Origin of the sequence: Micromonospora sp. WMMD956, assembly GCF_029626125.1 — a bacterium.
GTDB classification, from domain to species: domain Bacteria; phylum Actinomycetota; class Actinomycetes; order Mycobacteriales; family Micromonosporaceae; genus Micromonospora; species Micromonospora carbonacea.
The window spans coordinates 7,293,725-7,314,293 of the sequence record NZ_JARUBI010000005.1 but is presented as its reverse complement, the minus strand read 5'-3'; the positions used below and the strand labels follow the sequence as shown (position 1 = coordinate 7,314,293).

17 protein-coding genes are annotated in these 20,569 nt (G+C 74.7%); 3 read left to right on the top strand and 14 right to left on the bottom strand.

Annotated features, from left to right (window positions below; genetic code table 11):
- Positions 1–12: 12 nt before the first annotated feature.
- The 12 genes from O7628_RS31675 to O7628_RS31620 all read right to left on the bottom strand — a co-directional run bounded on the left by O7628_RS31675 (position 13) and on the right by O7628_RS31620 (position 15,222).
- Entirely contained in the window at positions 13–1,389 is a 1,377-nt protein-coding gene (locus O7628_RS31675; protein ID WP_278136008.1) for an MFS transporter, read from the bottom strand.
- 107 nt (positions 1,390–1,496) lie between these two features.
- Positions 1,497–2,285 carry a class I SAM-dependent methyltransferase gene (locus O7628_RS31670; protein WP_278136007.1) on the bottom strand — a complete coding sequence of 263 codons (789 nt, stop codon included), beginning with the start codon at positions 2,283–2,285 and terminating at the stop codon, positions 1,497–1,499.
- A 45-nt stretch (positions 2,286–2,330) separates the two neighbouring features.
- Positions 2,331–3,599, bottom strand: a complete 1,269-nt coding sequence (locus O7628_RS31665; protein ID WP_278136006.1) for an MFS transporter — start codon at positions 3,597–3,599, stop codon at positions 2,331–2,333.
- 1 nt (position 3,600) lies between these two features.
- Entirely contained in the window at positions 3,601–4,962 is a 1,362-nt protein-coding gene (locus O7628_RS31660) for a condensation domain-containing protein (RefSeq protein WP_278136005.1), read from the bottom strand.
- Between the two features lie 5 nt (positions 4,963–4,967).
- Positions 4,968–7,472: a tetratricopeptide repeat protein gene (locus tag O7628_RS31655; protein ID WP_278136004.1), complete on the bottom strand. Its 2,505-nt coding sequence runs from the start codon at positions 7,470–7,472 to the stop codon at positions 4,968–4,970.
- A 346-nt stretch (positions 7,473–7,818) separates the two neighbouring features.
- Positions 7,819–8,397 carry a hypothetical protein gene (locus O7628_RS31650; protein WP_278136003.1) on the bottom strand — a complete coding sequence of 193 codons (579 nt, stop codon included), beginning with the start codon at positions 8,395–8,397 and terminating at the stop codon, positions 7,819–7,821.
- A gap of 354 nt (positions 8,398–8,751) precedes the next feature.
- Positions 8,752–10,011, bottom strand: coding sequence for a PQQ-binding-like beta-propeller repeat protein (locus tag O7628_RS31645; RefSeq protein ID WP_278136002.1), 1,260 nt, complete (start codon positions 10,009–10,011; stop codon positions 8,752–8,754).
- 255 nt (positions 10,012–10,266) lie between these two features.
- Positions 10,267–11,733 carry a family 43 glycosylhydrolase gene (locus tag O7628_RS31640; RefSeq protein ID WP_278136001.1) on the bottom strand — a complete coding sequence of 489 codons (1,467 nt, stop codon included), beginning with the start codon at positions 11,731–11,733 and terminating at the stop codon, positions 10,267–10,269.
- A gap of 119 nt (positions 11,734–11,852) precedes the next feature.
- Complete coding sequence (locus O7628_RS31635; RefSeq protein ID WP_278136000.1) at positions 11,853–12,242, bottom strand: hypothetical protein; 390 nt, start codon at positions 12,240–12,242, stop codon at positions 11,853–11,855.
- A 190-nt stretch (positions 12,243–12,432) separates the two neighbouring features.
- A complete protein-coding gene (locus O7628_RS31630; protein ID WP_278135999.1) occupies positions 12,433–12,693 on the bottom strand; it encodes a hypothetical protein in 261 nt (86 codons plus the stop codon).
- Positions 12,694–12,827: 134 nt separating this feature from the next.
- On the bottom strand, positions 12,828–13,064 hold the full coding sequence (locus O7628_RS31625) for a RyR domain-containing protein (protein ID WP_246383858.1): 237 nt from the start codon (positions 13,062–13,064) through the stop codon (positions 12,828–12,830).
- 28 nt (positions 13,065–13,092) lie between these two features.
- Positions 13,093–15,222 carry a TIR domain-containing protein gene (locus O7628_RS31620; RefSeq protein WP_278135998.1) on the bottom strand — a complete coding sequence of 710 codons (2,130 nt, stop codon included), beginning with the start codon at positions 15,220–15,222 and terminating at the stop codon, positions 13,093–13,095.
- Positions 15,223–15,356: 134 nt separating this feature from the next.
- On the opposite strand from O7628_RS31620, the gene O7628_RS31615 reads away from it, so the two are divergent.
- The 3 genes from O7628_RS31615 to O7628_RS31605 are packed head-to-tail and all read left to right on the top strand — an operon-like array spanning position 15,357 to position 18,795.
- Positions 15,357–15,968: an NUDIX hydrolase gene (locus O7628_RS31615; RefSeq protein ID WP_278135997.1), complete on the top strand. Its 612-nt coding sequence runs from the start codon at positions 15,357–15,359 to the stop codon at positions 15,966–15,968.
- Positions 15,965–17,011 carry a macro domain-containing protein gene (locus tag O7628_RS31610; RefSeq protein ID WP_278135996.1) on the top strand — a complete coding sequence of 349 codons (1,047 nt, stop codon included), beginning with the start codon at positions 15,965–15,967 and terminating at the stop codon, positions 17,009–17,011. Before O7628_RS31615 ends, O7628_RS31610 begins: the two co-directional genes overlap by 4 nt.
- 2 nt (positions 17,012–17,013) lie before the next feature.
- Positions 17,014–18,795, top strand: coding sequence for a hypothetical protein (locus O7628_RS31605; RefSeq protein WP_278135995.1), 1,782 nt, complete (start codon positions 17,014–17,016; stop codon positions 18,793–18,795).
- Between the two features lie 45 nt (positions 18,796–18,840).
- Here the strand turns inward: O7628_RS31605 and O7628_RS31600 are convergent, their stop codons facing one another.
- Both O7628_RS31600 and O7628_RS31595 read right to left on the bottom strand, forming a co-directional pair.
- Positions 18,841–19,857 carry a HAMP domain-containing sensor histidine kinase gene (locus tag O7628_RS31600; RefSeq protein ID WP_278135994.1) on the bottom strand — a complete coding sequence of 339 codons (1,017 nt, stop codon included), beginning with the start codon at positions 19,855–19,857 and terminating at the stop codon, positions 18,841–18,843.
- The gene (locus tag O7628_RS31595; protein WP_278135993.1) at positions 19,854–20,564 is read right to left on the bottom strand and encodes a response regulator transcription factor; all 711 of its coding nucleotides are present in this window, start codon (positions 20,562–20,564) and stop codon (positions 19,854–19,856) included. The genes O7628_RS31600 and O7628_RS31595 overlap by 4 nt, the downstream gene beginning before the upstream one ends.
- Positions 20,565–20,569: the final 5 nt, after the last annotated feature.

Here is a 20,569-nt window from a genome sequence, read left to right as displayed (position 1 = left end):
GGCCACGGCCGGTCAGCGGCCGGCGGCGGCCTCCGGCGCCCCGCGCGGCCCGCGCGGGGCGCCGGACCGCAGGGACGGCAGCGCCCAGAGGAACGCGAGCAGGCCACCGGCCGTCGCGAGGAGCACCGCCGGCCGCAGCCCGACCGATTGCCCCGCCAGCCCGCCGAGCACCGCGCCGACCGGGCGTACCCCGAAGCTGATCGTCTGGTACGCCCCCCGGACCTGGGCGCGCAGCGACACCGGCACGGCGGCGACGAAGGTGGCGGCGACGCTGATGTCCTGCACCGAGCGGCCCACCCCGGACAGGACCGAGGCGACGAGCACGACGGTCACGACCACCGCCGCCGGACCGGCCACGACCGCGATGGCCGTCAGCGGCGCTGCGGAGAGCAGGCTGCCGGCCACCAGGCTCCGGGGCATCCCGAGGCGTCGGGCGACCGCCGGGAGCGCCAGGGAGCCCACCAGGGCGCCGGCGGCCTCCGCGCCGAGCACGAGCCCGGTCACGGCGGCGGACAGGCGCAGCGTCCGGGTGAGGAACAGGACCAGGAGGGCGTGGAACATCAGGTTGAAGAAGTTGGCGGTGGTGGTGACGCCGAGCGCGCCACGGAGGGCGGGGTCGTCCGCGATGAAGCGGAGCCCCGTGGTGGAGACCGGCGCGGCCCGGCGCGGCGGCGTCCGCGCGGCGGGACGGTCGATCCTGGTCAGCAGGGCGGCCGACCAGAGGTAGGACAGCGCGTCCGCGGCCACCGCGACCGGGGCGGACAGGACCGGGACCAGCAGACCGCCCGCACCGGAACCCGCGACGGACGCCACCGTGCGCGCGCCGTAGACCAGCGACTGCCCGGCGACGAGGCGGTCGTCGTCGAGGAGGGTGGGGAAGAGGGCGGCGTCGGCCACGACGAACACCACGGACGCGCTCGCGACGATCGCCGTGAGCGCGTACAGGGCGGACAGGCTCAAGCAGCCCAGCCACCAGGCCACCGGCAGCGACGCGGTCGCCGCGAAGCGGACCACGTCCGCGCCGATCATCGGGGTCAGCGGGTGCCGGAAGCGGGCCACCCACCCGCCCGCCGCAATGGCGAACAGGACGCTCGGGAGCCACGCCAACGCCGTCAGCCAGCCCATCTGGGCCGGGCCTGCGCCGAGCAGCACGGCGGCGATGGGAACCGCCACCGACAGCACCCCGTCGCCGGCGGCCGAGACGCTCACGGCGCCCCAGTAACGCCGGAACGCCGGCGCCCGCAGCGGCGTCCCGTGCGACGGGAGTGCCGCGTGCGTCCACCGGCGTCCTCCCCACGGGCCACCCGGCCGCCCCGTACGTGCCCGGCCCGTGGCAGGCCGCCCCTGAGGCCGGCGCAGGAGGCGGCCCGCCAGGTGACCGCGGGTCACTCGCTCCAGTCGGCGATCTTCATCGGACACCTCCTCTCGCCTCCAACGGCTCGCCGGCACCGGCTCCGAACCGGTGCCGCACGGCACACGGCAGCCCGGGCGGACCGTCAGCCCGGCTTGCGCGCGACGACGAAACTCTTGCGGTGCAGCTCCTCGTCGGCCTCTTCGACCAGCTCACCGAGGTGCAGCCCGTGGGTGGCCAGGTGCGTCAGGCCCGCCTCGCCCAGCAGCCGCCCGACCACCTCCGGCGCGAAGTAGGAGAACTCGTGCCGCTGGCGGAACCGCCGCCAGGTGGTCCCGTCGTCGGTCGTGAACCGGTCGATCAGGTAGTCCGAGCCGTGCGGGTCGCGGCGCGACGACGCCCCGCGGACGACGGCGAACTCGTTCTCGCCGTCCTCCACGACCACGCGCGACGGGTGCCGCTGGTGGAATCCGGCGGTGCCGAGGTCGAAGACGACCAGGCCGCCCGGAGTCAGCAGGGCGGACACCCCGCGCAGCGCGGCGGACAGCTCCTGCTCGTCGCGCAGGTAGATGAACGGCTCGCCCAGCGTCACCGCGACGTCGAACCTCCCGAGGTCGGGCAGCTCCCGCACGTCCGCGACGACGAAGCGCACCTGCCCGGCGCCCGGCTTCGCCCGGGCCTGCCGCAGCATCTCCGGCGAGACGTCGACCGCGGTGACCCGGTATCCCGCCTGCGTGAAGCGGACGGCGGCCTGACCGGTGCCGGCGCCCACGTCGAGAAGGCGTCGTCCGGGTGCGCCGTGCCGCTCGATCAGGCCCAGGTAGAGCGCGACCCAGCGGTCGTAGTCGTTGCGCCGGGTGACGTGGTCGTACGTGCCGGCGATCGAGTCGTAGATCGCCTGCACCGAGCGATCCGTCGCGCGCAGATCCGTCACCGTGGGCCCCCTGCCGTCCATCGCCGCCGCCGCACAGGGAAAAGGCTAGGTGTGCCTTGTGGACGACGAGTGGACGCCGGCCGGCGGCGGCCCCGGGACGTTCCCGCCGCGCAGGCGCAGCAGCGGCAGGCAGGACAGCAGCAGGCCGACCGCGCCCACCCACAGGGCCACCCGGGCGTCGGCGGCGGCCCCCAGCACCGTGCCCAGCAGCGCACCCAGCGGCATCGCCCCGCCGAGCAGGAACCGCATGGTGGCGTTCATCCGGCCGAGCAGGTCGGGCGGGCACAGCTGCTGGCGCAGGCTGACCTGGGCCACGTTGGAGGCCGTCGCGCCCGCCCACAGCAGCAGGTAGCCGCCGGCCGCCAGCCAGATCCGGCCGGCGCTGTCGATCAGGGGAGTGAGCAGCGCGAACGGCGCGGTGGCGAGGAGGCAGAGCCAGGCCGAGCGGTGCTGCCCGAGCCGCCGGGCCAGCCGCCGGGCCACCACCGCGCCGAGGATCCCGCCGGCCCCGCCCGCGCTGAAGTACGCGCTGGCCGCCGCCGGGGACGCGCCCAGCTCGCTGACCAGTCGCACCGGCACCATCGCCTGCAACACCAGGGCGAACATGTTGTACGCGCCGCCGGCCAGCGCCAGCACGCGCAGCACCGGGTGGCGCAGCACGTACGCCACGCCCTCCCGGATCTGCCCGGCGAGCCGGGACCGGCCGGCGGCGGTGGCCGGCCGCGGGTCGGCCGCGCGGATCCGGGCCAGGTACGCGGCGGACCCGGCGAACCCCGCCGCGATCAGCAGCACGGCGGGTCCGGTGCCGGCCAGCTCGACGGCGAGCCCGGCCAGCGCGGGGCCCGCGACCTGCGCCACCGCGAGGGTGGTGCTCAGCCGGGCGTTGCCCTCGACGAGTTCCTCGGGCCGCACCACCCGGGGAAGGTAGCTCTGGTGTGCGACGTCGAAGAACACCGTGAGCACCCCGACGCCGAGGACGACGACGTACAGCTGGCCGAGCGCCACGCCGCCCGGCGCCGCCGGCACGGCCAGCGAGGCGACGAGCGCGGCCCGCCCCAGGTCGGCGCCGATGAGCAGCCGCCGCTGCCGCACCCGGTCGACGACCGCGCCGGCGGGCAGGCCGACGACCAGGAACGCCACCGTGCCCAGCGTGCCGACCAGACCCACCTGCCAGGCGGAGGCGTGTAGCGGGCCGACCGCCACCAACGGCAGCGCCACCAGGGCCATCCGGGCGCCGAACTGGCTCGCGGCCGCCCCCAGCCACAGGGACCGGAAGTCGTGCTGCCGGAGCAGCCCGCAACGGCGGTGCGCCATGTCAGGCCGGCGTCGCCCCGGTCGGGGCGTCGGCCGCCCGCAGCCAGGTCGCGCGCAGCAGGTCGGCGGCCCGGCCCGGCTCGATGTCGGGCTGCTCCGCCAGCAGCGCGAGGAACCGGACCAGGGCGGCGCCCACCGGCTCGGCGGCCGGCAGCACCTCGGGGTCGTGGTGGACGGTCAGCTCGGGCCGCTCGGCCGACCAGGTGACCGCCAGGTGCAGCGCGTTGTGGGCGGGGAACCCGCGTCGGCCGGCGGGCGGGCGCACGGCGTCGCGCAGCGGCCGGCCCGCCGGACCGATCGTGGCGACGCCGAGCGGGTGAGTGCGCTCCGCCGCCACCACGTTGAGCACCAGGCGACGCCGTTCGCGCAGCGCCTCGACGCCGCCGAAGTCGGTCAGCCAGCGGCCGAGCAGGGGCGGTGCGGCGGCGTTGGCGGCGGCGAGGCCGCGCACCCAGTCGGCGAGCGAGGCCGACGGGACGGTGTCCGGCGGCACGCTCACCACCGCCTCGTGCAGCGCGCCGGGGACCTCCAGGCTCTCCCGCGTCCACCGGCCGCCCCGCGCGTACAGCACCGGGACGTCCGCCTCGGCCCAGAGGCCCAGCAGGAACGACAGGGCGGCCAGGAGCAGGCCGGAGCCCGTCGCGCCGGTGCGCTCCCGGCCGCGTCGGATGGCCCCGGCGGTGCCGCCGTCCAGCCGCAGCGGCCAGGCAGCCGTCGCCGTCGTGTCCCGCCACGGCTTCCAGCGCCCGCCGGGGAAGGCGACGGCGGGGACCTCCCGGCTCATCGCCTCCGCCCAGAACTCCCGGGAGGCGGACCGCCGCGGGTCCGCCGCGACCTCGGCCACGTGCGCGAAGAACGACGGCGTCGGTGGCGGCGTGCGCTCCGGATGCTCGTACGCCGCCGCCGCGCGGCGCACGAACCGGGTGTGCGTCGCGTGGTCGGCGAAGCCGTGGTCCACCACGAGGGCGAGCGCGTGCTCGTCCGGGGCCAGCCGCACCAGGCAGGCGCCGGCCAGCGGGTCGCGGCGCAGGTCGATCGGCGCGTACACCGCGTCGCCGAGCGCCGCGCCGGCCGCCGCCAGCCGCCGGTCCGCAGGCACGTCGGCGCAGTCCACCGTGGTCACCGGGAACGGCTGCCCGGCCCCGCGCACCAGCTCGGGGCCCGGGGCGAACCGGGCCTGCCACACGTCGTTGCCGGCGGCGACGGCCCGCAGGGCGGCGGCCAGGCGGGGCACGTCCACCTCGCCGCGGACGTGCCACAGCGTCCAGGCCCGGGGCATCGGGTTGTGCCGGGGCAGGCCGGCCCCGTCGGTGTCGCTGAGCAGCAGCAGTTCCCGCTGCGCCCCGTAGGGCGCCACCCCCACCCGGCTCACCCCTCGAACGCGGGCAGCCCTGGCCACGCCGGCTGGCCCGCGGCCCACGCTGCCAGCACCCCCCGGTCGTCGGGCAGCCGGCCGCGCAGGTGCAGGTCGCGCAGCCGGCGCAGCGGCGTCACCCCGGTCGGCCAGTGCGCGAGCGACCGGCGGTAGCACTCGGCGGCCAGGTCGGCCCGGCCCAGCTGCTCGTGCACCTGGCCGGCGTTGAACCAGGAGATGCGGCCGTACGGGAACTGGAGGTGCGCGGCCCGCAGGTACGCATCGAGCGCGCCGCCGACGTCGCCGGCCTGGTGCCGCAGCTCCCCGGCGGTGAGCCAGGTCTTCGGGTCGATCGGGTCGACCCGCTGCGCCAACTCGTCCACCAGGGCCAGCGCGGCGTCGCGCTCGCCGAGGTACGTGTGGGTGCGCACGGCGGTCTCCACGGCCGGGAAGTAGTTGTCGGCGGCGATGACCCGGGTGTGCCCGTCGTGGCCGGTCAGCTCCCGGGCGATGCCCAGCCACCGGTCCATGTCCGCGCGCAGCAGCTCGCGGTCGCCGGTGAGGAACGGCAGGAACCCCATGGCCCGGAACCATCTGCTGGTCATGAGCGCGGCGTCGAACTCCGACACCTCGGGCAGCGCGGTGTACCGGGCCAGGTCCTCCTCGCCGAGCTTGCGCCAGCGGGCGATGGTGTCGGGCTCCCGACGCCGGGCCGCGTTGACCGTGGCGTTGATCGTGGTGACCACCCGCGTGCGGGCGTACCGGACGTCGTCGCCGAGCTGGTCGTAGAGCGTGCGGAAGTGCGGCTCCAGCTCGGCGGTGTGCCCCGTGGTGAGCATCTGCTCGGCGAAGAGCCAGCTGGCCAGCGCGTACGCGCTCTCGGGGTCGCGGACCGGCACGTCCGGCCCGGGAAGGATGCCCCGGGCCTCGGCGTGGAAACCCACGGCGGACAGCAGCCGGCCCAGCAGCGCCCGGTCCAGCAGCGGCAGGTCCGACGCGTGGGCCAGCCGGTCCCGCACCTCGGGCGGGCAGCCGTCGGGCGCCGCCAGCCACGTCCGGTAGTCGGCCGAGGCGCCACCGGAGGCGTACCCGTACACCGCCGCCGTCGCCTGCATCTCGTCGCGGAACATGGCGGCCGTGGCCCGCTGCGGGTGGATCTCCCGGAACCACGGCTCGCGATGCTCCAGCACGGCGGCGTACGACATCAGTGGCGTGTGGATCGCGACCGGCGGGGTGTCGACCGGGTCGAGGATCTCGCTCGGGCTCAGGTCGAGAAACGGCCGGTAGCGCTCGATCGGGAGCGGCCGCGCCCCCGCCGCCGGCTCCCGCGGCCCGACCGTCGTCTCCCGCGCCGCGACCGCCCACCGCACCGCGTCGGCGCAGACCGTGCCGCCCAGCGCCGGGCGTCGCGCCACCAGGACCGCCAACCGGTCCCGCTCCTCGCCGCGGTCCGAGGTGAGCAGGTCGGCGAGCGCCCCCACCAGCTCGCCGGCGTCGGCCGGAGACGCCGGCCCAGCGGGGCCGGCTGTCGCAGCGGGCGCGCCGTCCTCGACGGCCGAGGTGAGGGCTGCCAGGTCGAGCAACCCGGCCAGCGCCGCGGTCCGCTCCGTCAGCCCGGTCCGGGCGGCCACCCGGTAGTGAGTGCGGGCCGCCTCCCGGTCGCCCGCCGCCCGGGCCGCGTCAGCCGCGAGGAGCCGGGTCGCCGCGCCGGTCGGGTCGAGGTCGAGGGCGAGGTCGGCGAACTCGCGCGCCGACCCGCCGCCGGTCGCGCCGGTCTCGTCCAGGGCGGCGCGGGCGGCGGCCCGCAGCAGCGCCAGCGCGGCGTCGCGCGCGAGGAAGTCGTCCTGGTCCGTCCCCAGGTCGCGGGCGACGGCGCGGACGGTGTCGGCCTCGGGCGTCGGCCCACCCGGGCTGCGCAGCCGCACGGCGAGGACCCGGGCCCGGGCGACCACGCCGATCCGGTCGCCGGCCAGGCCGGCGGCCAGCGACTCCGCCACGGCGAGCGCTTCGGCGGCCGGCTGCCCGTCCGCTGCGACCCGGCCTGCGTGGGCCAGCGCGGTGGCGAGGCGGACCGGCAGGCCCGCCGCCTCGGGTGGCACCGGGGGAAGCGGTTGCCGGCCGTCCTCGGCGAGCAGCAGGTCGCGCCAGGCGCGCACCGGGGAGGGTGCGTCGCCACCGAGCCGCCGCAGCAGTCCCGCGGCGTCCTCCCGGCGGCCGAGCGCGCGCATCAGGCGGGCCGCCCACAGCAGACCGGCGGGGTCGTCCGCGTCGAGCCGCTCCCGCACCTCGGGCGGCGCGACGAGGGTGTCCGTGGCGTCGAGCAGGCCGCAGCGGCGCATCGCGCGGCGCAGGCCGGCGGGCGGCGCGTGTGCGGGCAACCAGCCGCACGGGTCGGGCCGGCCGACCCAGAACAGCGCCGCCTCGGCGACCAGGGCCGGCGGGACCGCGGGGTCGGCGGTCAGGTCGATCAGCGGGCGCAGCGGCAGCGCCGCCGGATCCCGCCAGGCGATGTCGGCCATCCCTTACCTCCCGGCCCGGTCGGTTGGTGCGGTGCCGAGGGGCGGACACGCGACGATGGGACAGCCCGCGCCCGCCCGGTTGGTGACCGGCGGGTCAGTTGATGACGGCGTTGATCAGGCCCACGGCGGATCCTTCGAGGTCCTCGTAACGCTCCATGCTCGGCACCTCCTCCCGATCACGTGAGGAAGACGGGCGATGACGGCCCCTGCTGCCGCCATTCTCGCCCAGCCAGCGATGTCAGTCAATCAACTGCGAGTGGTCTGCGGTGGGTGCCGTCGAGCCCCGGGCGCAGCGACGGCGGGGGGCGGTGTTGGGGTACGCGTGCTGCCCGGCCCTCCGGCGTGCTCACAGCCCGGCTGCGGCGTCGTACCTCCGGCGCAGGTCGGCCATTTCCGTGGCGGCCAGCGCCTCCTCCTGCGCCAGCGTCGCGTACTTGGCCGGGAACATCTGGTGCAGCCGGTCGATGAACCTGACGTTCTCGGTCGCCTCGACGACCTGGATGCCCAGGGGCTCGGTGGACATGTCCATGATCAGCGGCCCGGCCAGCTTGACCGCCACGTCCCAGGGGCGCTTCTGCTCGGCGATCCCGCAGAGGTGGAAGCCGTACACCTTCTGGACGTCGGCGAGGGTGGCGGCCGCGGCCGGCTCGTAGCCGTAGACGCGGACCCCGCAGATCACCGGCGGCTTCTCCTCGGTGGCGGCCTGTTGGGCGTTGTGCCCGGCGTGGTTGTGCTGCCCCGGGTCCGCCTGTTCGAGCGTGGTGCGCATCCGGGCCACGATCTGCGCCTGCAGGTCCGCCGGCTCCGCCTCCCCGCCGGCGGCCCGGTTGAGGAAGACCACGCCGGCCGCCACCGTCAGCAGGATCACCGCCACCCACACCAGGCGGTGGCGATACCACCCTGCGAAACCCTCTCGGGAACTCATGATCGCTTCTCACCTCGTTGCCGGCCCTGCCGCGCAGGCAGGCCGATCGGATGCCCCCGAGCGCCGGGCGTCGAGCGCGTCGACTGTCGGGGACACGTGCCGGGGGACAATCGTGGCGGGCGGGAGCGCCCGCCCGGCGTGGTGCCCGTCATCGGGCGATGACCCGGTGATGTGGCGTGCGGGCGACCGCCGAAGCGGCGTGCTGCCGGCACTGCCCTGCTCCCGTGCTTGCCGTTGCTCAGCGCGGTTGCCCCCGCGCTGCGGCGATATGAGCTATTCCAACACGTCTGGATCGGCTCTGGCAATATCGACGGGCGTTGGTGTGGGTCTGCTGGGCGGCACCGGGCTGACCGGTCAGAAGGCGCGCAGGTCCACCGCGAGGCCGTCGGAGCCGGTGTGGCTGACCGCGACCCAGTCCGCGCCGGCTCCGGCGAGCCAGCCCGGATAGCGGCCGAGCTGACGGCCGGTGCGAGCCTCGTACACGAGCACGACCGGCCGGTCGTCCTCCGCCGCGCTGACCGCCACCAGTCCCTCGGTCACCGCCGACCGCCAGCTCGCCGACGCGCCCGACAGCAGCGGATCGGGCGCCGTCCAGCGGGTCACGCCGGTGGACAGGTCCAGCAAGGCCAGCTCACCCGTATCGGCGCTGCCCCGCACCAGCACCGAGTGGCTGTCACCGTCGATCGGCACCCCGGCGGCGGCGCCCTTCCAGACCGTGCGACCGGTCCGTAGGTCGACCAGTTGCGGCCGTCCGTCGGCGGTGACCGCGACGAGCCGGGTGCCGGCGCCGATCAGGGTCAGCCCGCTGTGCTGGTGGGCCAACCGCTTGCCGCACCCGCCGTCCTCCCTGCGTCCGCTGAAGACCACGCCGGACCAGCCCTTGTCGCCGGTGGCCGCGTCGACGGTGGCGATGCTGACCGTGCAACGCTGTTCGCCCCGCGCAGGGTCGTTGTCGGTGGTCACCAGCAGGTCCCCGGCCACGAAGCCGTACCAGGCCCGGTTCGGCAGCCGTCCGGCGCCGACCCGACCGGTGGTGGGAGCGACCGGGGCGTAGGCGGCCGACCGGGGGGACGTGCTCAGCCGCACCGCGACGTATCGGCCGCTGGCCGGCGCGTACGGCGCGCGGGCACCGAGGGTCACGTCGCTCACCCTGGCGGACCGGTCGGCGGGCCGTTCCCAGAGTTGGCGACCGCTCCGCACGTCCCGGCCGATGATCGTGCACGTCGCGGAATCGCCGGTGCCGGCGCACTCCCTGGCGTAGACGGTCTGTTCGTGGACGACGACGTCCTGGCTGCCCGCCGTCCGCCACCGGGTGACGCCGGTGGCCGCGTCGAGCACCTCCATGCCGCCGTCGTCGCTGTCGGCGGCCACGATCGACTCGCCGGCGATCACATACTGGTAGCCCGTGGTGAACGGATGACGCCACCGCTCCTGGCCGGTGGCGCGGTCCACGGCCCGCAGTTCCCTCGTGTCGGGGACCAGGACCACCGGACCGATCTCGCCCAGCTGCTGGTCGAGCCGCCGCAGCGGCACCGACCAGGCTGGCGGCGGGCCCTCGGCGGCGGGCGACGTGATCCTCTGCCGCAGGCTCTCCTGAGTCTCCTCGACCCGCACGGACGGTCGATCCGTCCGCTCGGCCCGGGGCGCGGTGCAGCCGGGGAGCCCTGCGGCCAGGATCAGGGCGAGGGCGGCGACACTCCAACGGGCTGGGCGGTGCGACGGCGACAACGGTCTTCCCCTCGATCGGCGGTCCGTTCCCACCGTAGGACCCGCCGGCACCTCGCGCTCGGCCCGTCCGTGGTGCGACCCGCCGATCAGGTCGGGGCAGGGCGGGCATGGCACCGGGCGCCGGGTGGCCCGGCCGCCGCGTCAGTACACGTAGGGCCAGGCGGCCGCGTCGTAGCCGATGCGGTTGATGCCGAGCAGCGACGTGCCGTTGTCGGCGTAGTAGTGGTAGAACAGGCAGTCGCCGTCGCTGTCGCCGAGGACCGCCTGGTGGCCGGGGCCGTGGATGCTGCCGTGCGAGGCGAGGATCTCGGTGCCCCCGCCCGAGAGCATGGCGCGTCCGGCCCGGTCGACGAACGGCCCGGTCGGGCTCGCCGACCGGCCCACCATGACGCGGTAGGTGCTGCTGGCGCCCTGGCAGCAGCGGTCGAACGAGACGTACAGGTAGTACCAGGCGCCACGCTTGACCATCACGGGCGCCTCGATGCCGGGACCGTAGCTGGCGAGGCTGTGCATCGACGTGCCGAGCCGGCGTCCGGTGGCCGGATCGATCTGGATCAGCTTGATCCCGGACCAGAACGAACCGAAGCTCAACCACCAGCGGCCCTGGTCGTCGACGACGAGGTTCGGGTCGATCGCGTTGAAGTCGTCCGATGTGCGCGACTCGATGACGAGACCCTCGTTGGTCCAGCTTCCGGACGCGCCGGTGGCGCTGGTCGCCAGGAAGATGGCCGAGCGGTTGGAGCCGAAGGTCGACGCCGAGTAGTAGAGGTGGTAGCGGCCGTTGCGGTACGACAGGTCCGGCGCCCACAGGTTGCGGGAGCCGCCGGTGTAGGTGGTGGTCCAGGGCGCGCCGCCGGGGAAGACCGCGCCGGCGTTGCGGAAGGTGATCCGGTCCGTCGACGTCTTCAGCGCGATGTTGTCCCCGGTGTGCGCGACGAGGTAGGTGCCGTCGGGCCGCTTGACCACGGTCGGATCGTGGACGCCGACGTCCCCGGCGACCCTGCCCGGCTGCGGGTAGGCCGGCGCCGTGGTGGTCGGCGTCCCGCCGCCCAGGCGCACCAGCTGCCACTGCTGGTTGGCGCCGTCGACGTTGGAGTATGCGGTGAGCCGGCCCCCGTCGGCCGTCGACCACTCCCACAGGTCGATCACCTTGCTCGACTGCCGGTTGACGAACCGCACGAATCCGCCGGCGGAGTCCTGCAACCGGAACTGCTGCGTGGCGGAGCCCCGGTCGGTGGTCTGCACCAACTGGGTGCCGTCGGCGGCGCTCGGCAGCTCCAGCACCTTCCCGCTGTGCCGCGACCGCACCTTGTAGAAGCCGTTGCCGGCGTCGACGAACTGCCACTGCTGCACCGCGAGGTCGTTGCGGGTCCACTGGTTCACCGGCGCGTTCTCCGCCGTCGACCAGTCGTACAGGTCCATCGCCTTGCCGCTGTGCCGGTTGACGAAGACGTACGACGCGGACGTGTCCACGGTCGCCGCCGAGGCCGACGGCGGGCCGAACACCGCAGTGCCCGCCAGCATCGTCACCGCCGCGCCGATGGCCAGCCCGACCCGCCGTGCATGCCGTCGCGGGCCCACCCTCGGCAGCCGATTCAGCCTGGTCATCGAAGCCTCCTTCGAGTGGTCGGCCGGCCCGGGGCGCTGCGCCGTGGCGGCGACGCCCGGCGCCCGACGGACGGATCCCCCCGCGCCGGCCCGGATCGCCTGGCGGGGCGGGTGCCGGATCAGCAGCTCCGCGGCTGCCAGGTCACCTTGATGACGTACATGGGCACGTACAGGTCCCCGTCGCCGCCCGGCACGACGCAGATCGTGCCGGTGAGCGGCGTGCCGAGATACGTGTAGGACCAGGTGATCTCGGCCTTCCTGGCCGTGTAGTTGTAGAAGTTGAACGCCGGGACGTTTCCGGTCCACTCGCTGTTCGTCGTCAGGGACGGGGTGGACGTGGGGCCCTCCGGCGGGTGGTTCCAGTTCGGCCAGATGCAGAGCATGCCCTGCGGGCAGTTCCCGGCCCCCCAGCCCTGGGTCGACACCGGCGCGGGCGCCGCCGCGGCGGCGGGAGCGGTGGCCAGCACGCCGGCGACGGACGCGGCGACGGCGATGGATTTCCAGAGCATGGTCCACCCGCTTCGAGAGAAGTCAATCGACGGACGTCAAAGTTATCGCCGAAAAGTTGAGCGGTCAAGAATGTGGGCGGACGGCTGTCGGGGCTGCTGACGCCGGCTGCGGTCGACGGCCCGGTGGCGGCAGGACGGTCCGCGTGCCCGGCCCGCGCTGCCGCCACCTGATCCGGTCGACCCGGTGTCCCTAGCCCGGCAGCCAGGCCCGGAAGTACCAGCCGTTGTACTGGCTGTCGGGCAGCGTGCGGTATTCGCAGCTGTTGCTCACCTCGCCCCAGTAGCTGGCCTGGATGCGGTAGGCCTCGCACTCCTCGTACGTCGTGAAGTAGCCGTTCCAGTCGAATGGCACGGCGAGGGCCGGAGTCGGCTGGACCGTGAAACTGACGGTTGCCGCGGCGGTGGCGACAACCGCGAGGCGGACGAGCCGGCGGCGGAGCGGCTGGGTCATGGGGGATCCCTTCCGGGGCGGCGACTGACTGTTCGCCTACCGTAGATCCAGGACCGCCGATCTGCTGATCCGCCGTTCGGGTGGGTGGCGCCGCCTGCGGCGACCACCTGGCACGCCGGACCGGAAGTCGCCGCTCAGGTGGAGTCGCGCTCGATCCGGAAGCCCAGCTTGATCAACAGCCGGATGGTCCCGTCGATGAGCTCCCGGTCGTAGGACTTGTCGTCGTCGTCCAGCTCTTCGTAGGCCACCAGGTTCGGGTGGGTCTTCTTCTCGTCGTCGCGGGCCTCGCCGTATGTCCACCCGTCCGCGAGCCGCTTCGCGGCCCAGATGTCGTGCGCCTGCCGGGAGAGCGTCTCCCGTTCGTCGCGCACCGGCTTCGGCACCTCGATCCCGCTGGTGTCAATCGGCTGCGGTTGCCACACCGGATGCCCCCTCGTCTGCCGCGTCGGTGCGCGGCGGTCGCGGCCAGTGCGCCGAGACTAGCCGGCTGACGACGGTGAAGGCGCGCTCCGCCGCCGCCTCCCGGCCCGCATCGTCCGCGCCGGGCGGCGCGACCCCGGCGACCGCGCTGAAGTGGCTGATCCGCCCGTACGTCCGGAACTCCTCCAGCTGCTCGACCGTGTCGACCGAGAGCACGCCCACCGCCACCGCGTCCGGCCACGCCTCCAGCACCGGGGCGAACGCCAACTCCTGCGGCGCGTGCACCACCTCGTCGCCGACGGCCAGCGTGCCCCGCGCCACCGACGGCAGTCCGTCGGCCGACGCCGCGACCCCGGGGTCGGTCGGGTAGTCCCGGTCCAGGCTGGGCACGAACGAGCTGTCCACACTGAACCGGTGGAAGCCGCAGATCCGGTCGGCGACCACCACGTCGGCCGGCACCAGGGCCGACGCGGTGCCGAGCAGCACGACGTGCTCCGGCCCGAACGCCTCGACGGCCGCGCGCAACGCCTCCCGGCCGCCGTCCGCGCCGGCCCGGCAGAGCACCAGCTGGTAGCCGCTGCCCTGCGGGCGGGCCACGGTGCCGCCGAGCCAGCCGAAGCGGTTGGGGTGCTCGGCCGTGCCGACCACCGGGGACGGGTCGCGCAGCGTGCGGGCCGCCGCCGCGTACTCCGTCGGGCCGGTCGCGAGGACGACCACGTCCACGTCGGGCGCCATCCGCCCGCCGGACACGGAGACCTCGATGCGGGGGCGGTGCCGCCGGTCGGTCAGGTCGGTGAGCGCCCGGTCCACGTCGTCGACGATGCGCCGCACCCGCGCCACGTCGTCCAGGTGCATGATCGAGGTGCCCTGGATCGGGACCGAGGCGCCGGCGCCGTGGTCGAGGAAGTAGGGCAGGACCCGCATGCGCCGCTGGCCGCTCAGCTCCAGCGCGATGTCCATCTCCTTGCGGCACCACGTGCTGTCGAGGTAGTGCCGGCTCACCAGCGGCACGAAGATCCGGCACTCGCCGACCTTGGCGAGCAGGCGGTGCTCCCACGCCTTGCCGCGCGGCAGGTCGCTGTTGAACAGGTAGTGGAAGTGCTCGACGTTGCGCAGGTCGAGCTCCTGCGCGACGAGCTGCGCGAGGTCGTTGTCGCCCTGGGCGCTGCTGAGGAAGACGGGGCCCTGGTCGCGGCCGAGGCTCCAGACGTACCGGCGGGCCTCCTCCAGGCCGGCGAACTGGAGCCGGGGCATCTGTAGCCGGCCGATCTCCCGGCCCAGCTCCGGCAGCAGCCCGTCCACGTCGGACCACCAGATGGCGTGTCGGTTGACCGCGCTGGACGCCTGGAGGGCGTGGCTGACCGCGAGCCGGGGCAGTTGCCTGGCCGCGCGGTCCTCGGCGCGGTGGCACACCAGCCGGACCGTCGGCACCCCACGGGCCTGGAGGAACGGCAGCACCCACGACGGCGTCCGCGGGTCCAGGACGTCGAGGAGGACGAAGTCGTAGCGGTCCAGCAGCGTCGCTGCGCCCGCGGCGTCGACCTCGTCCCGCAGCAGCGCCTCGGAGATGTTCTCCACCTGCCAGCCGGCCTGCGAGATGAGCCGGCGCAGCTCCGGCGCGGCGGCCGCGTACTCGCGGGTCGGCGGGAGCATCAGCGCGGCGGCGCCCAGCGGCCGGTCCACCTCGTCGGCGTGCTCCCGGGCGCGGGCCACCAGCTCGTCGAGCGCCTCCAGCGGCATCCGGTAGGCGGCGAGCCGGTTGCGGTTGAACGGACGGGCCAGGTCCGCGCCGATGAAATGGCGGGCCGGAATGTTGATCTCCGGGATCACGAGCCTCGGCCGATTCGCCAGCACCGCCATCCCGTACTCGTGCACCGCGAACGGTGAGCAGCGGTATTGCGGCTGGTTTTCCCGACGGGTGACGACGGCGACGAAACACGCGGTGCGCCGCATCATCAACTCAAGGTGCATAGTGGACAACGTCGCCGAGCGCGGGTCGACGGCGAGTGCGAACCGCTCGGAGAGCGCCTCCAGAAAGAAGTCCGTGACCCGCCGGTCCAGCACGTCGTAGCTGTGGCTGAAGTATGCCGCCGGCCGCTCGTCCAGCATCTCCGCTCTCCTCTTCAGGCCACTATCCGACAGACCGCTCAACATCAACGACCACCGCCGCCGGAGTTATGCTCAGGTTAACCGCCGCGCTCACTCAACGAACGCGTTGATTTCCTGATCAAGGAGCGGGCACCGTGTCAGAAAACCAGCGGAACGTCGAGATCCTCTCCGAGGATGTGCTTCTCACCACCGCCATCTTCACCATTCGACAGGCCAGACTCCGTTATCGCCGCTTCGGTGCGGACCGCTCGTTGTCGGGCGACTGGAGCGAGGAGGTCACCCTCGTCAACGCCGACCGGGGCGACTCCGCCGCGGCGGTCATTGTGGACACCTCGCGCGACGAGGTCGTTCTCGTCGAGCAGTTCCGCTATCCGACCCTGGGCGACGGGTCAGGGTGGCTGGTCGAGCTCGTCGCCGGAATGGTCCGCGCCGACGAAGAACCGGAGTCCGCGATCCGCCGCGAGATCCGGGAGGAGATCGGGTACGACGTCCGCGCCCTCGACCGGATCTGCACGCTCTACCCCTCGCCCGGCGGATCGTCGGAGCGGGTCGTCCTCTTCTACGGGGAGGTCGACGACAGCCTGCGGGTCGGCGAGGGCGGCGGTCGCGCCGACGAGGCGGAGAACATCGCCCGCCGTGCCGTGCCGCTCGGCGACCTGCCGGACCTGATCGACAGCGGCACGATCCGCGACGCGAAGACCCTGGCCGGGCTCCTCTGGCTGCGCCTGTTGCGGTCCCGCCGGTGACGCCCCTGCTGCTCGCCGTCACCGGCGTGCTGGTGTCGATCGGCATCCTGCTGCAGATCCTGTTCTCCGACCCGCGGCGCGCCGGCCGACAGGCCGCGATGCAGCTCCCGTCCGTGCTGCTCTACGCGGTCGCGGTGTCACTGCTGATGTTCTCGATCTTCCCCGACTCGTACGCCGACGGCCGGGCCCTCGGGTTCAGCATCGGCGGCGCGGCGGCGTTCGTCCTCGCCTTCACCACCCTCTCCTTCCAGTGGCTGGCCCGCGCCGGCAAGCGCGACGAACTCGAAGCTGACGCCCGCCGCGCCCGGGAGGAGGTCGAGCAGCTCAAGCTGCGGCTCACCATCGTGGAGGCCGCGCGGAAGCCGCAGCGCCTGCAACGCACCGTCCGGACCCTCGCCCTCGTCCGGCAGGACCGCCGGCACCGGCTCGGCATCGTCACCGGCAACATCGCCAACGTCACCGGCGTCGACGTCTGGGTGAACGCCGAGAACACCCAGATGGAGATGGCCCGCCCGACGGAGCCGACCATCTCCGGCACGATCCGCTACCGGGGCGGCCGGCGGGACGCGGCCGGCACCCTGGTCGACGACCTCATCTACGCCGAGCTGCGCGAGGTGGCCCGGCGCACCCCGGTCGCCCCCGCCACGGTCTTCACCACCACGTCCGGCGCGCTCGCCGACGCCAACGGCGTCAAGCGGATCCTGCACGTCGCCTCGGTGGACGGCTCACCGGGCACCGGCTACCGGCAGGTCGCCGACGTCGGCGGCTGCATGCGCAACGTGCTGGCCGAGTTGGACCGGCTCAACGCCGCCGGCGAGCAGCTGCGCAGCGTCCTCCTGCCGCTGCTCGGCACCGGCAACGGCGGCGGCGACCCGGAGCGGACCGCGAAGGTCATGATCGAGGCCGCGCTGGACTACTTCCGGGCGCACCCCGCCTCCCGGGTACGCACCGTCTACCTGCTCGCCTTCACCGACCTGGAGGAGCAGATCGTCCGCCTGGCGCTGACCGAGCACGGCGACATCAGCGGTCTCGTGCGGGAGTGACCGTGCTCGCCGACGCAGTCGAGACGATCGCGGGGGCCGGCCCGGCCGGCGTCCTGTTCTGGACCGGGGCCGGCATCTCCCGGGGCGCGCCGAGCTGCCTGCCGACCGGCTGGCAGCTCACCGAGCGGACCTTCTCGGCGCTGTTCCGGCCGTTCACCCTGGAGACCGTCCTCGCGTACCACGAACTGCTGGGCTGGCGGCGTGGCGCCATCTGCCCGGCGGAGCCGGCACGGACCCGCGTGCCCCGGCTGGAGACCGCACTCGGCGCGGGCGCCCGGCAGAGCCCCGACGTGGTCGGGGAGATCCTCGCCGACCTGCGGGACGCCCGGCCCAACCCGGTGCACGAGTTCCTCGCCGCCCACCTGGACGCGGGCGGGCGGCAGCTCACCGCCAACTTCGACCTCTGCGTCGAGCGCGCCTTCGCGGCGCGGCGCGGGCGGCCGCCGTGCCCGCAGCAGCTCCACCACTTCCACCACGCCCTCGCCGACGGCACGGACCCGGCCCGCCTGGGCGCCACCCTCGCGCACATCGAACGCGGCTTCGACGACGCCGCCCGGGCCGCGTTCGTCGAACGCCTGCGCGGCCCCGCCCGCCGGATCGTCGTCGTCGGCTACAGCGGCAGCGACTTCTTCGACGTGGACGTGGCGGTGGCCGACCTGCCGCCGGGCGCGCTGCACGGGCGAACCGTCCACTGGGTCAACCACTCGTCCTGCGCCTGGCACCGGCCGGATCCGCAGCCGCCCGCCGCCGTGTTCGGGGTCGAGGCCGGCGACCCGGCCGGCACCCTGCCCGCCCTGGCGGGACACCTGCGCAGGGCCGGGGCCACCGTCGACTTCCTCTGTGGCCCGACCACCGAACTCCTCGACGGGCTCGCGTCCCGTTGGGGGTTCGACCCGGTGCCGCCGCCGGTGCTGCGGCCACCGCGCCCGGTCAGCGTCGTCGTCGACGACCGACGCCGGCTGGCCGGCACCTTCCTGTTCTACCGGGCGGTCGGCCTCGTCCCCGAGGTCCGCCGGCTGCTCCCCGCCGAGCCGGACGTCCCCGCCGAGGAGCTGGTCCTGTCCCGCTCCGACCTGATGTGGGAGGAGGGCCGGTACGCCGACCTGCGCCGCTGGTGGCGGCGGCAGCCACCGTCGCCGCGGCGCACCGAACGGATCGGGGCGACGCTGTGGGTCCAGGGCCGGCTGCTGCCCGCGTACGCGTGGTTGACGTGGCACCGGCGGCGGGTGTCGGACGACGCGGAGCTGCGGCTGATCGCCGAGACCGAGGCCCGGGTGATCGAGCACATGGGGCTGGTGCCCGACCTGCGCTGGCTGGCCCGTCTCCTGGGCCGCGGGGTCGGCCGCTGGCTGCCCAGGCCAAGCCGGCAGGACGGGCTGCACGGCTTCCGGCGACTGACCGACGTCCACGGCAGCCTGCGGCACGCCATGGCAGCCGTTCCCCGGCCGGAGGCCGAGGCGGCCGAGACGCAGGAGTGGTTCCTGGAGGCCGGCAACGTGCACGCCGCGCTCTCCTACCAGCACCGGCGGCTGCGGGACAACCACCGGGCCGCCACGCCCGTCGCCGAGTTGACCCGGCGCTACCGTGACCAGCAGCGCCGCGCCGAGCTCCTCGGCTCGACGGCGGCGGCGTGGCGCGTGCTGCTGCTCCCGCGCGCCGGGCAGGTGTTCACCCTGCGCGAGGCGGTCGTCGGCTGCGCCGCCGTGCAGTTCGGCGCCTGGCACCGGGTGCGCCTGCTGGGCCGTCTCCTGCTCGACCGGGTCCGGCTCCGGGGCAGGGCGTAGGGCGTAGGGCGTAGGGCGCGCCCGCGCGGCACCGGGGCAGGCGGGTCAGGCCGCGGGCAGCCGCACCTCGAACTGACAGCCGCGGCCGGTGTTGCGCACGTCGACCCGGCCCCCGTGTGCCTCGACGAGGCCGCGCACGATCGCCAGGCCGAGACCTCCGCCGCCACCGGAGCCGGCCGCCCCCGGGGTGCGGGCGCGTTCGCCGCGGAAGGCGACGTCGAAGACGCGGTCCAGGTCCTCCTCGGGGATGCCGCCGCAGGTGTCGGAGACGGCGAGCCACACGGCGTCGCGCTCGTGGCCGGCGGCGATGTGCACGGTGCCGTCCTCGGGGGTGTACCGGACGGAGTTGATCAGCAGGTTGCTGACGACGCGGGCGAGCTCGCGTTCGCCGGCGCGGACGAGGGGCCAGCCGCTGTCCGCGGCGACGAGGTGGATCCGGCGGCGGGCGGCGAGCGGGGCGACGCCGGCGATCGCGTCGGACACCACGTCGCGCAGCGGCACGGTGGTGGGCGCGAGCCGCAGTGCCCCCGCGTTGATCCGGGACAGCTCGAACAGGTCGTCGACGAGCTGGGTCATCCGGTCGGTCTCGACCCGGATGCGTCGGTGGTATTCGTCGACGGTGGCCGGGTCGTCGATGATGCGGTCCTCCAGGGCCTCGGCCATCGCCCGCAGCCCGGCGAGCGGGGTACGCAGGTCGTGGGACACCCAGGCGACGAGTTCGCGCCGCCCGGCCTCCAGCCGGCGTTCCCGGTCCCGGGCCGCCTGCGCCCAGACGGCGGAGGCGGCCAGCCGGCTGCCGAAGACCGCGCCGACGGCGAGGCTGATCACCGCGGAGGCGCTCACGGTGACGAGGACGACCCACAGGTCGTGCGGGGACAGGAACATCGCCTGGGCGACCGTGGCGACGCCGACGACCACGGCCAGCACGGTGACGATGAGCAGCACCAGCACGTGCACGAGGATCGACCGGCCGCGCAGCAGTCGCAGCGCCCCGGCGCCGGCCAGCCCGACGACGCCTCCGGCGACCAGGGCGTAGAGCCCGATGAGCAGCGTGTCGGTCACCGCGGGGGTTCCCCGTCGAGCGGGTCGTAGCGGTAGCCGACGCCCCAGATGGTGCGGATGCGGCGCGGTTCGGCCGGGTCGTTCTCGATCTTCTCGCGCAGCCGGCGGACGTGGACGGTCACCGTCGACTGGTCGCCGAACTGCCAGCCCCACACCCGGTCCAGGAGCTCGGCGCGGGACCACGCGCGCCCGGGGTGGCGCAGGAGGAAGGCCAGCAGCTCGAACTCCCGGACGGTCAGCGCCAGCGGCGCGCCGTCGCGCTCGGCGACGCGGCGGGCGGTGTCGACGGTCAGCTCGGCGTCGACGAGCCGGGTGCGGTCGGCCGGGCCGGTGGCGGGCCCGCTGGCGCGGCGCAGCACCGAACGGATCCGCAGGACGAGCTCCCGGGGGGAGAACGGCTTGGTCACGTAGTCGTCGGCGCCGACCTCCAGCCCTAGGACGCGGTCGGCCTCCTCGCCGAGGGCGGTGAGCATGATCACCGGGAGGTCCGGCAGCTGCCTGCGGATCCGGCGGCACACCTCCAGGCCGTCGATGCCGGGCATCATCAGGTCGAGCACCACGAGATCGGGCCGGTGGGTGGCGATCGCCGCGAGGCCGTCGGCGCCGTCGGCGGCCAGCCGGACCTCGCAGCCGTCCTGTTCCAGGTAGCGCCGCACGACGTCGCTGACCGTGGGGTCGTCGTCGACCACCAGCACCCGATGTCCCATCCCGG

Coding starts and splice junctions, on each gene's coding strand:
- O7628_RS31595 (WP_278135993.1), bottom strand. CDS start 20,564: ATGGGACATCGGGTGCTGGTGGTCGACGACGACCCCACGGTCAGCGAC.
- O7628_RS31650 (WP_278136003.1), bottom strand. CDS start 8,397: ATGAGTTCCCGAGAGGGTTTCGCAGGGTGGTATCGCCACCGCCTGGTG.
- O7628_RS31635 (WP_278136000.1), bottom strand. CDS start 12,242: ATGCTCTGGAAATCCATCGCCGTCGCCGCGTCCGTCGCCGGCGTGCTG.
- O7628_RS31665 (WP_278136006.1), bottom strand. CDS start 3,599: ATGGCGCACCGCCGTTGCGGGCTGCTCCGGCAGCACGACTTCCGGTCC.
- O7628_RS31640 (WP_278136001.1), bottom strand. CDS start 11,733: ATGACCAGGCTGAATCGGCTGCCGAGGGTGGGCCCGCGACGGCATGCA.
- O7628_RS31655 (WP_278136004.1), bottom strand. CDS start 7,472: ATGGCCGACATCGCCTGGCGGGATCCGGCGGCGCTGCCGCTGCGCCCG.
- O7628_RS31620 (WP_278135998.1), bottom strand. CDS start 15,222: ATGCTGGACGAGCGGCCGGCGGCATACTTCAGCCACAGCTACGACGTG.
- O7628_RS31630 (WP_278135999.1), bottom strand. CDS start 12,693: ATGACCCAGCCGCTCCGCCGCCGGCTCGTCCGCCTCGCGGTTGTCGCC.